This is a genomic window from Kitasatospora sp. NPDC097643, assembly GCF_040302625.1.
Taxonomy (GTDB): domain Bacteria; phylum Actinomycetota; class Actinomycetes; order Streptomycetales; family Streptomycetaceae; genus Kitasatospora.
Genome location: NZ_JBEOSA010000124.1, coordinates 1 through 10588, shown reverse-complemented (window position 1 = coordinate 10588; position 10588 = coordinate 1). Strand labels below are relative to the sequence as shown.

General features: G+C 71.2%; 9 protein-coding genes, 1 tRNA gene and 1 pseudogene. 6 read left to right on the top strand and 5 right to left on the bottom strand.

Annotation, left to right across the window (positions count from 1 at the left end; all coding sequences use genetic code 11):
* The coding region (dnaK, locus tag ABTY15_RS38920; RefSeq protein ID WP_350607150.1) for a molecular chaperone DnaK at positions 1-1156 on the bottom strand (1156 nt) is incomplete at its 3' end.
* A 326-nt stretch (positions 1157-1482) separates the two neighbouring features.
* Here dnaK and ABTY15_RS38915 point away from each other — a divergent pair.
* The 4 genes and pseudogenes from ABTY15_RS38915 (at position 1483) to ABTY15_RS38900 (ending at position 7355) form a co-directional block, all read left to right on the top strand.
* Positions 1483-3705, top strand: a complete 2223-nt coding sequence (locus ABTY15_RS38915; protein WP_350607145.1) for a (Fe-S)-binding protein — start codon at positions 1483-1485, stop codon at positions 3703-3705.
* 309 nt (positions 3706-4014) lie between these two features.
* Positions 4015-5088: pseudogene (manB, locus tag ABTY15_RS38910) on the top strand (mannose-1-phosphate guanylyltransferase); the annotation flags it as partial.
* 225 nt (positions 5089-5313) lie between these two features.
* Entirely contained in the window at positions 5314-6327 is a 1014-nt protein-coding gene (locus ABTY15_RS38905) for a Yip1 family protein (RefSeq protein WP_350607141.1), read from the top strand.
* Positions 6328-6464: 137 nt separating this feature from the next.
* Positions 6465-7355 carry an alanyl-tRNA editing protein gene (locus ABTY15_RS38900; protein ID WP_350607137.1) on the top strand — a complete coding sequence of 297 codons (891 nt, stop codon included), beginning with the start codon at positions 6465-6467 and terminating at the stop codon, positions 7353-7355.
* A gap of 88 nt (positions 7356-7443) precedes the next feature.
* Here the strand turns inward: ABTY15_RS38900 and dcd are convergent, their stop codons facing one another.
* Together dcd and ABTY15_RS38890 are read right to left on the bottom strand one after the other, a co-directional pair.
* Complete coding sequence (gene dcd / locus ABTY15_RS38895; protein ID WP_350607133.1) at positions 7444-8019, bottom strand: dCTP deaminase; 576 nt, start codon at positions 8017-8019, stop codon at positions 7444-7446.
* Between the two features lie 72 nt (positions 8020-8091).
* The gene (locus ABTY15_RS38890; protein ID WP_207816409.1) at positions 8092-8313 is read right to left on the bottom strand and encodes a hypothetical protein; all 222 of its coding nucleotides are present in this window, start codon (positions 8311-8313) and stop codon (positions 8092-8094) included.
* A 277-nt stretch (positions 8314-8590) separates the two neighbouring features.
* Here ABTY15_RS38890 and ABTY15_RS38885 point away from each other — a divergent pair.
* A tRNA-Gly gene (locus ABTY15_RS38885) sits at positions 8591-8664 on the top strand.
* Between the two features lie 88 nt (positions 8665-8752).
* On the opposite strand, the gene ABTY15_RS38880 is transcribed toward ABTY15_RS38885, so the two are convergent.
* Entirely contained in the window at positions 8753-9535 is a 783-nt protein-coding gene (locus tag ABTY15_RS38880) for an alpha/beta fold hydrolase (RefSeq protein WP_350607126.1), read from the bottom strand.
* 343 nt (positions 9536-9878) lie between these two features.
* On the opposite strand from ABTY15_RS38880, the gene ABTY15_RS38875 reads away from it, so the two are divergent.
* A complete protein-coding gene (locus ABTY15_RS38875; RefSeq protein WP_350607123.1) occupies positions 9879-10358 on the top strand; it encodes a hypothetical protein in 480 nt (159 codons plus the stop codon).
* On the opposite strand, the gene ABTY15_RS38870 is transcribed toward ABTY15_RS38875, so the two are convergent.
* A partial coding sequence (locus tag ABTY15_RS38870) for a 3-methyl-2-oxobutanoate hydroxymethyltransferase (protein ID WP_350607120.1) occupies positions 10355-10588 on the bottom strand: 234 nt, incomplete at its 5' end. The genes ABTY15_RS38875 and ABTY15_RS38870 overlap by 4 nt on opposite strands.

Genomic DNA, 10588 nt, shown 5'->3' with positions numbered 1-10588 from the left:
TGCGCTCGATCAGCTTGGTCATGATGCCGCCCTTGGTCTCGATGCCGAGGGACAGCGGGGTGACGTCGAGCAGCAGGACGTCCTTGACCTCGCCCTTGAGGACACCGGCCTGGAGCGAGGCGCCGATGGCGACGACCTCGTCCGGGTTGACGCCCTTGTTGGCCTCCTTGCCGCCGGTCAGCTCGCGGACGAGCTCGGCGACGGCGGGCATGCGGGTCGAGCCACCGACCAGGACGACGTGGTCGATCTCGGAGAGCGAGATGCCGGCGTCCTTGATCACGTTGTGGAACGGGACCTTGCAGCGCTCCAGCAGGTCGGAGGTGAGCTGCTGGAACTGGGCCCGGGTGAGCTTCTCGTCCAGGTGCAGCGGGCCCTCGGCGGAGGCCGTGATGTAGGGCAGGTTGATCGAGGTCTCGGAGGACGAGGACAGCTCGATCTTGGCCTTCTCGGCGGCCTCGCGCAGACGCTGCAGGGCCATCTTGTCCTTGGACAGGTCGACGCCGTGGCCGGACTGGAAGACCTTGACCAGGTGGTCGACGATCTTCTGGTCCCAGTCGTCACCACCGAGGTGGTTGTCACCGTTGGTGGCCTTCACCTCGACGACCCCGTCGCCGATCTCCAGCAGGGAGACGTCGAAGGTGCCACCGCCGAGGTCGAAGACCAGGATGGTCTGGTCGTCCTTGTCGAGGCCGTAGGCCAGGGCGGCCGCGGTCGGCTCGTTGACGATGCGCAGGACGTTGAGGCCCGCGATCTCACCGGCTTCCTTGGTGGCCTGGCGCTCGGAGTCGTTGAAGTACGCCGGGACGGTGATGACGGCGTCGGTGACGGTCTCACCCAGGTAGGCCTCGGCGTCCCGCTTCAGCTTCTGCAGGATGAAGGCGCTGATCTGCTGCGGGTTGAAGTCCTTGCCGTCCAGGTTGATCTTCCACCCGGTGCCCATGTGGCGCTTGACCGAGCGGATGGTGCGGTCGACGTTGGTGACCGCCTGGCGCTTGGCCACCTCGCCGACCAGGACCTCGCCGTTCTTGGCGAAGGCGACGACGGACGGCGTGGTCCGCGCGCCCTCGGCGTTCGTGATGACGGTGGGCTCGCCACCCTCGAGAACGCTGACGACCGAGTTCGTCGTGCCGAGGTCGATGCCGACCGCGCGTGCCATCGTAGATACCTCCACGGAAGAGTTGAGCTTTACAGGCTCAAGGATGCATGACCCGGCCGACCGCGTCAACAGCTTTGAGTCGGTACCGCTCAACTTTGGTGAGTCCGCACCGTGGCCGGACGGCCCCGGCCACCGGCCTACCCTGGGGCTCGGAGGGGGCCGTGTCGCCGTACGTGACTGCCGCCATAGGTTGAGAACCTTCTGGAGAACTGTTGACGAGCGGTAATGTCCGGGCCGTCGGCCCGGCAAGTTACCGACGAGTACACTTCCTTCTTAAAGACCCCCTAGAGACTGCTCACCAGCAAGCCGCAGGAGACGGAGAGCCGATGCAGCTAGCAGCGATCGTCATCTCGCTGGTCACGTTCGTGATCGGCACCGCGCTCGCCGCCCGTGCGGCGCTGTACATCTACAAGGTGGTGCGGACCGGCCAGGACGACACCACCCGCTTCGGCAACCCGGTCCAGCGGGCGAAGACCGTCGGCGTCGAGTTCATCGGCCACACCCGGATGAACCGCTGGGGCATCGTCGGCATCGCGCACTGGTTCGTCGCGGTCGGCTTCTTCAGCCTGGTGCTGACCCTGGTCAACGCCTTCGGCCAGCTCTTCGACGCCGAGTTCGCGCTGCCGGTCATCGGCCACTGGCTGCCGTGGGAGATCTTCGTCGAGCTGATCGGCACCCTCACCACGCTGGGCATCCTGACCCTGATCGTGATCCGGCTGATGAGCCTGCCGTCCCGGTCCGGCCGCAAGTCGCGCTTCGCCGGCTCGATCGCCTGGCAGGCCTTCTACGTCGAGTACACGATCCTCGGCATCGGCATCTGCATCATGATGCTGCGCGGCCTGGAGGGCGCCCTGGCCGGCGTCGACTCCTACGACCCGGCGTACCTGGTCTCGTACCCGATCGCCGTCGCCTTCGACGGGGTCGCCCACGGCACGCTGGTCAACCTGGTCTACGTCTTCGCGATGCTGAAGATCTGCATCTCCTTCGCGTGGGCGATCACCATCGGCATCAACCCCTCGATGGGCGTGGCCTGGCACCGCTTCCTGGCCTTCTTCAACATCTACTTCAAGCGGGACGAGAACGGCGGCACCGCCCTCGGCGAGCTGCGTCCGATGACCAGCGGCGGTCAGCCGATCGACTTCGAGGACCCGGCCGACGACGCCGTCTTCGGCGTCTCGCAGGTCGAGCACTTCTCCTGGAAGGGCATCCTCGACTTCTCCACCTGCACCGAGTGCGGCCGCTGCCAGTCGCAGTGCCCGGCCTGGAACACCGGCAAGCCGCTCTCGCCGAAGCTGCTGATCATGAGCCTGCGCGAGCACGCCTTCGGCAAGGCGCCGTACCTGCTGGCCGGTGGCGGCAAGGACATGGAGGGCAACGAGCAGGCCACCTCCGAGCAGCTCAAGGACGTCCCGGCGAGCGCCCTGGCCGAGGCCGAGCGCCCGCTGATCGGCACCGCCGAGGAGAACGGCGTCATCGACCCGGACGTGCTGTGGTCCTGCACGACCTGCGGCGCCTGCGTCGAGCAGTGCCCGGTGGACATCGAGCACGTCGACCACATCGTCGACATGCGCCGCTACCAGGTGATGATCGAGTCCTCGTTCCCGACCGAGGCCGGGACGATGCTCAAGAACCTGGAGAACAAGGGCAACCCGTGGGGCATGGCCACCAAGGCCCGCCTGGACTGGGTCAAGGAGCTCAAGAAGGAGACCGGCATCGAGGTGCCGGTGATCGGTGAGGACATCGACCCCGCCGAGGTCGAGTACCTGTACTGGGTGGGCTGCGCCGGCGCCCTGGAGGACCGGGCGAAGAAGACCACCAAGGCGTTCGCGGAGCTGCTGCACACCGCGGGCGTGAAGTTCGCGATCCTCGGCAAGGAGGAGTCCTGCACGGGTGACTCCGCCCGCCGCCTGGGCAACGAGTTCCTGTTCCAGATGCTCGGCGCGCAGAACGTGGAGACGCTGAACGCGGCGCTGGAGGACGCCCCGGTCAAGCGGATCGTGGCGACCTGCCCGCACTGCTTCAACACCATCGCCAACGAGTACCCGCAGCTGGGCGGCCACTTCGAGGTCATCCACCACACCCAGCTGCTCCAGCACCTGATCGACGAGGGCAAGCTCATCCCGGTCAACCCGGTCGAGGGCCTGATCACCTACCACGACCCCTGCTACCTGGGCCGCCACAACAAGGTCTACAGCCCGCCGCGCGAGATCATGGACAAGGTCCCGGGTCTGCGCCAGCAGGAGATGCACCGCCACAAGGAGCGCGGCTTCTGCTGCGGCGCCGGTGGTGCGCGGATGTGGATGGAGGAGCGGATCGGCAAGCGGATCAACACCGAGCGGGTGGACGAGGCGCTGTCGCTGAACCCGGACATCGTCTCCACCGCCTGCCCGTTCTGCCTGGTGATGCTCTCCGACTCGGTCAACGGGAAGAAGAACGAGGGCGCGGCCAAGGAGACCCTGAAGGTCGTCGACGTGGCCCAGCTGCTGCTCGACTCCGTCAAGGCGACCCCGCCGGCCGGGGCCGAGGAGCCCGCGACGGTGGACGCGTAGCATCCGCTGTTCGACAGTTCTGCTACAACTGACCGGCCCGGCGGGCGCCCCCAGAGCGCCCGCCGGGCCGGGCTTTTGCGGTCGCGGCGGGGCGCGCGACGGGTGGGATCAGGGGTGGGACTCGTAGGGGAGTGGTGCCAATCGCACGGCCGCCTGAGTCCGCCCGGGTTGGAAGGAAATACAGTAGGCGGCAGACCGGCCTCGTGCCGGTCGACCCCGTTCCGGACGGCCGGACGGGTTCTGACCACCGACGGAGGTATCGGCCCGCCGGGCCGGGCCGCAGAGACCACAAGGGGAACAGCGCAGACCATGACCGAGGCGATCATGCTGGTCGGTGGTAAGGGCACGCGACTGCGCCCGCTGACCACCCACACCCCCAAGCCCATGCTGCCGGTGGCAGGCGTCCCGTTCATCGCGCACCAGCTGGCCCGCGCGGCCGCGGCCGGCGTCACCCGCGTCGTGCTCGCCACCTCGTACCTGGCCGAGGTCTTCGAGGACCACTTCCAGGACGGCACCCCGTACGGCATCGAGCTGGTCTACCTGACCGAGCGCGAGCCGCTGGGCACCGGCGGCGCCATCCGCAACGCCGCCTCCGGGCTGACCTGCGGTCCCGACGAGCCGGTCCTGGTCTTCAACGGCGACATCCTCTCCGGCGTCGACATCGCCGCCCTGCGCGACGGCCACGTGGCCGCCGGGGCCGACGTCACCCTGCACCTCACCCGGGTGGAGGACCCGCGGGCCTTCGGTCTCGTCCCGACCGACGAGCACGGGCGGGTGCTGGAGTTCCTGGAGAAGCCGGAGACGCCCGAGCAGATCGTCACCGACCAGATCAACGCCGGCTGCTACGTCTTCACCCGCTCCGTGATCGACCGCATCCCGGCCGGCCGGGAGGTGTCCGTCGAGCGCGAGACCTTCCCCGAGCTGCTGGCCACCGGCGCGCTGCTGCGCGGCGTCGTGGACACCTCGTACTGGCTGGACCTCGGCACCCCGGCGGCCTTCGTCCGCGGCTCGGCCGACCTGGTGCTCGGCAAGGTCGACTCCCCGGCCGTGCCCGGGCCGACCGGCGACGCCCTGCTGCTGCCCGGCGCGACCGTCCACCCCGGCGCGGTGCTCAGCGGCGGCACCGTGGTCGCCGAGGACGCGGTGGTCGAGGCCGGCGCGATCGTCGAGGGCAGCGTGATCCTGCCGGGTGCGGTGATCGGCCCGGACACCCTGGTCAAGGACTCCATCGTGGGCGCCTTCGCCACCGTCGGCGCCCGCTCGGCGCTGGACGGCGCGGTGATCGGCGACGGCGCGATCGTCGAGTCCGACAACGAGCTGCCGAACGGCATCCGGATCGCCTGCGGCACCCTGCTGCCGGTCGGTGCGGTCCGCACCTCGGCCGGCCCGGGCGGCTGCCCGGCCGGCACCACGGCGGCGGCCGCCGTGCACGGGCCGTCGGTCTCCGCGCAGCGGTAGGCGGGACGATGGTGGGGCGGTGGGGCGCGCCGGGCGCGTCCCGGCCGCCCGCGCCCGCCGCCGCGGTCCGTTCGTCTCAGGCTCGCTGCAAACCGGCCCCGGCTTCGTGCGGGGCCGACGGGGACTGGGCCGGACGGGTACCTTCGGACCGTGGCTGGTAATCGATACGACAGCGGTCAGGGTGCCGACCCCCGCGGCGGGTGGTCGGCCGCCCCGCCGCCGGCGGGGGCGCCCGGGGGGCCCGGGGGACACGGACAGACGGACGGGCCGGAGTACTTCACGGCCCCGCACCCGGGGCCGGCCGGCGGGCCCGGCGCCCCGGGCGGCGGCTACGACCCGTACGCCGCCGACCGACCCGGGAGCACCCGGGCATTCCCGGTCGGCGCCGACCCGTACGCGGCCGAGCCGCCGTACCCGGGCGCCTACGACCAGGGGCAGTACGCGGCCCAGCCGACCGAGGGCTACGGGCAGCAGCATCCGTACGGTCCGGGCGGCTACGGGCAGGACGGCTACGGCCAGGACGGGCAGGGCCAGGACGGCTACGGGCAGCAGCCGCCGTACGGCCAGGACAACGTCACCGTCTACCGGGCCGGCGGCCAGTCCGCCCCGCACGTCTCCGGCCCGCGCCCGCAGTGGCGCGAGCTGTTCACCGGCATCCTCCGCGCCCCGGCCGCGACCTTCGACCGCACCCGCGACCACCAGGTCTGGCTGCCCGCCCTCACCGTCTCGCTGCTGTACGGCGCGCTCGCGGTGCTCGGCATCGGCCTGACCCACGACGACATCGTCAACTCGACCTTCACCGTCGCGCTGACCGCCCTGATCGCCGCCGCGCTCTGCTTCACCCTGGTCGGCGCGGTCTTCGGCGGGGTCACCTACGCGCTGGCCCGCCAGCTCGGCGGGGACGGCCCGTGGAAGTCGACGGTCGGCCTGGCCGCGCTGATCGGCTGGCTGACCGACGCGCCCCGGCTGGTGCTCGCGCTGGTGCTGCCGTCGGGCAACCTGGTCGTCCAGGTGGTCGGCTGGCTCACCTGGGGGCTCTGCGCGTTCCTGCTGACCACGATGGTCCGGCGGGTGCACGACCTGCCCTGGGGCAAGGCGGCCGCCGCCTCGGCGGTGCAGCTGCTCGCGCTGCTGGTGCTGATCAAGCTCCCGACCCTGGGCTGAGCCCCGCGTCCACCCCGATCCGGTCGCGTCCGCACCGATCCGATCAGGTGACCGGATTCCGGACGGCAGAATGGAGGACGGGCCGCGCTCACCGCGGGGCCCGTCCACCCTCCTCCCGACGTCCACCGGAGCCAGGCATGACCCTCCCCACCACCCACGTCAGCTTCCCGACCGGGGCGGTGACCGGCGAGTCCCCGGTGCTCGCGGTGCACCCGCTGGCCGACGGCCGGTACGCCGTCGTGACCGCCGCCACCCCCTTCCACCCGCTCGACCACACCTGGCCGGACCAGCCCGCCGACCTCGGTACCCTCACCGTGGACGGCGTCGAGCTGGCCGTCGTCGACTGCCTGACCGGTGCGGTCGGCCCGGACGGCGGCGCCCCGCTGGTCGGCGCCGACATCCCGGTCCGCCGCGGCGACGAGGAGTGGTCCTGGCTGGTCCTGCACGTGGTCGACGGCGACCCGGGCGACCTGGCCGGCCGGACCGCCGCCCTGGCCGTCGACACCGAGCGCCGGGCCGCCCTGAGCGCCTCGCACAGCGGCTGCCACCTGCTCGCCCTCGCGCTCAACGCCGCGCTCGCCCCGCGCTGGCGCAAGGACCCGGGCCGCTCCGACGCCTTCGGCCACCCGGACTTCGACAGCCTCGCCATGGCGAGCTCGGTGATGGACACCGAGGCCAGCACCGACACCTACCGGCTCGGCAAGTCGCTCAAGAAGAAGGGCTTCACCGCGGACGCCACCGAGGAGCTCCCCGCCCTCGCCGACGCCCTGCCCGCCCTCACCGAGGCCGTCAACGCCCGGCTCGCCGCCTGGGTCGCCGCCGACGCCCCGGTCCGCATCGAGGTCCCCGGCCCCGAACTCACCGCCCGCCGCCAGTGGCACTGCGAGCTGCCCGAGGGCGGCGCGCAGATCTTCTGCGGCGGCACCCACCTGCACCACCTCGGCGAGCTCGCCGAGCTCCGCACCGAGCTGCGGCTGTCCGAGGACGGCAGCGAGCTGGTCGCCGTCACCCGCCCCAAGCGCGCCTGACGCCGCCCGGGCCCGGAGGAACGCAGGACGGGCGGCCACCCTGTTTCGGGGTAGCCGCCCGTCCGCATGCGCTCTGCTGGGCCCTCGCTCAGACCTTGGTGCGGTGGAAGTTCAGGTACGAGCGGGACGGCGTCGGGCCGCGCTGGCCCTGGTAGCGGGAGCCGTAGCGCTCCGAGCCGTACGGGTGCTCAGACGGCGAGGAGAGCCGGAACAGGCAGAGCTGCCCGATCTTCATCCCCGGGTACAGCTTGATCGGCAGCGTCGCGACGTTCGACAGCTCCAGCGTCACGTGGCCGCTGAAGCCGGGGTCGATGAAGCCGGCCGTGGAGTGCGTCAGCAGGCCCAGCCGGCCCAGGCTCGACTTGCCCTCCAGCCGGGAGGCCACGTCCTCGGGCAGCGTGATGACCTCGTACGTCGAGGCCAGCACGAACTCGCCCGGGTGCAGGATGAACGCCTCGTCGCCCTCCGGCTCGACCAGCCGGGTCAGGTCCGGCTGCTCCTCGGAGGGGTCGATGTGCGGGTAGCGGTGGTTCTCGAACACGCGGAAGAAGCGGTCGAGGCGCACGTCGATGCTCGACGGCTGGATCATCGCCGGGTCGAACGGGTCGATGACGACCCGGCCCAGGTCGATTTCGGTCCGGATGTCCTTGTCAGAGAGCAGCACGCTTCGAGGTTACGTGCACGACGGGGCCCCGGACGAATCCGCCCGGGGCCCCTTCCGTCCTGGTGACGCCCGTCAGGCCAGGAACTCCGCGGCCTCCAGCCGCATCGCCCGGGCCAGTTGCGGCTCCGACAGCTCCTGCACGTCGGCCAGCACCGAACTCCTGAGCCGTCCGCACTGCGGACAGCGGATCAGCCGACCGGGCCCCAACCGGCCGGGACCGAGGTTCTGCATCGGGAACGTGGTGGTGCTGAACAGGTGCCCCTCGGCACAACGAACGACGGCGCGCTGCTCCATCGATCCCCTTCCCATCCCTAACCCAGTACTCACCCGTACTCGTCCCGCCCCGGCGGCCGAGCCCCGGGACAGCGTCACATTAGGGGATGTTCCGGACATTCCACACCATGGCTCGCCGCCCCGACCCCACCCGCCAGGCGCACTCGTACGCGGCCCACACAGTACGCCTCCCACCCCGCCCCACCCGGCTCCGCCACGTCCCCGAGCCACCCGTGCAACCACCGTCACGAATGGGGTACAGTGATGCTGGATCGAGCGGTCTCTGACGGCTCATCAGGCGGGCGTAGTTTAATGGTAGAACATGAGCTTCCCAAGCTTAGAGCGCGAGTTCGATTCTCGTCGCCCGCTCCACTACCGAAAGCCGCAGGTCATCTGACCTGCGGCTTTCGCGTTTTCCGGGCCGTGCGGCGGTTTGCGGGCTGGCGGCGGGGTGGGCGGTTCAGGCGGTGGCGAGGTAGTCGACGACGGTCTTGGTGAAGGCCTCGGTCTCCTCGAAGAGGACGATGTGGCCGGTGTCGAACTCGGCGTACTGGCTGTCGGGGATGGCGGCGTGGAGGCGGCGGGTGTTCTCGACCGGGACGGTGGCGTCCTGGGCGCAGCCGATGACCAGGGTGGGGGCCTGGACGCGGGGGAGCAGGGGGGTGAGGTCGAGGGTGAGGTTCAGGGCGATGTGCCGCAGGGTGCCGGGGGTCGGCTGCATGTAGGCGGTGTTGGCTTCGACGGCCTCGCGGCCGATCCGGTTGAGGAAGTCGCGGCTGAAGGCGGTGAGGGTGGCGTAGCCGCCGAACGCGGTGGGGTGGTCGGCGAGGGACAGCCAGGTGGCCATGGACAGGCGCAGGTACTCGTCCTGTTCGGCGCTGATCCAGCCGGCGGCGGCGACGAGGCGGCGGACCTGGTCGGGGCGGAGGGCGGCGGCCGCGGTGGCGACGACGGCGCCGAGGGAGAAGCCGAGGACGTCGGCGGGGCCGCGGCCGGCGTCGTCGATGACGGCGTTGACCTGGGCGGCGAGGGTTTCGAGGGTGAGTTCGCCGCCGTCGTCCTCGGCGGCCGCGCTGCCGGACAGGTCGGGCAGCAGCACGGTGTAGCGGTTGGTGAAGGAGTCCAGCATGCCGTCCCACATGCCGGAGCCGGGGCCGGTGCCGTGGACCAGGACGAGGGTCTCGGGGCCGTCGCCGACGACGCGGTAGGGGATGCGGGCGGTGCCAACGGTGATGGTGGGCATGGGGGTTGTCCTTCCGGGAGCTGGTGGGCGGGTGGTGGTGCGGCCGGCGGGCCGGACCCTCTCGACGAGAAGTAAACTACACGGTGCAGGTTATGGATTCAACTGCACCGTGCAGTGCAATTTGCGGAGTCGGGACCGGGTCGGGGGCGGGATGGCCGGGGCGGAACCGTTCGCGTGCGCCCGCCGTCCAAGCGGTAACGAATCCCTCCCCGGGCCGAATCCGGGGAGGAGTGCGGAGGGCCCTGTGCAGTCAAGTGGTGCCGAGCTGAACGTCGGTGTGCCGTACGGCCGTTGGTCCGGCGAGCCGATCTCGAAGCCTGGACGGCCGGGCGCGGCAAGAGCGGTGACTGTCGATCAACTCGACGCGGCAGAGCGCTGCGAGACGCTTCTTCAGGAAACCCTGGACGCCGTTCGGCCCGCGCCGGTCTGGCAGGACGCGGTGCCCCGGGCGGGGGCGCGACTGCCTTCGCCCGGGCGGGAGGCGGGTGTGCTCTGGTACGTCACCCGGGGCCGGGACCTCCTCACCATCGTGTCGGCGGCCCGGCGGGCGGCCCTGGTGGACGTGGTGGAGCGGCACTGGCGGCGGTGCGGGTGGACGATCACCTCGCTGAACGCCGGTCGGGAGCTGCCGGGGGTCGCCGCCATCACCCGGGACGGCTATCGACTCGCCTTGCGGTACGGGGAGTTGGGGGAGGCCCGGCTGACCGCGAGCTCGCCCGGGGTGGCCCACTCGGACCGGTTGTCGACCCCGTGGGGTGGTGAGCGGAGCCCGACGGCCCCGGTGCCGCACGTCTGTTGTCCGCACTGGAGCGCGATGTTCTAGCGGCGGGTCCGGTCGTGGTCCGGCGACGGTCCGGCCCATGGTCCGACGACGTTTCCGGCGGCGTTCCGGCGGCGGACGTGCCGGGAGCGGCGGCCGGCCGCCCGGGGAGGCGCGGCACCATCCCGCTGCAGCTGTTGGTGCGCCGCCTCGTCGCCGCGGCCCTGGACCGGGTAGCCGCCGAAGGCGTGCACGGACTGCGGGGTGAGGCCGATGTGCGCCATCACCGGGAT

What these genes read in the sequence shown, in the direction of transcription:
- ABTY15_RS38915 (WP_350607145.1), top strand. Translation starts at nt 1,483, where the DNA reads ATGCAGCTAGCAGCGATCGTCATCTCGCTGGTCACGTTCGTGATCGGC.
- ABTY15_RS38900 (WP_350607137.1), top strand. Translation starts at nt 6,465, where the DNA reads ATGACCCTCCCCACCACCCACGTCAGCTTCCCGACCGGGGCGGTGACC.
- ABTY15_RS38890 (WP_207816409.1), bottom strand. Translation starts at nt 8,313, where the DNA reads ATGGAGCAGCGCGCCGTCGTTCGTTGTGCCGAGGGGCACCTGTTCAGC.
- ABTY15_RS38880 (WP_350607126.1), bottom strand. Translation starts at nt 9,535, where the DNA reads ATGCCCACCATCACCGTTGGCACCGCCCGCATCCCCTACCGCGTCGTC.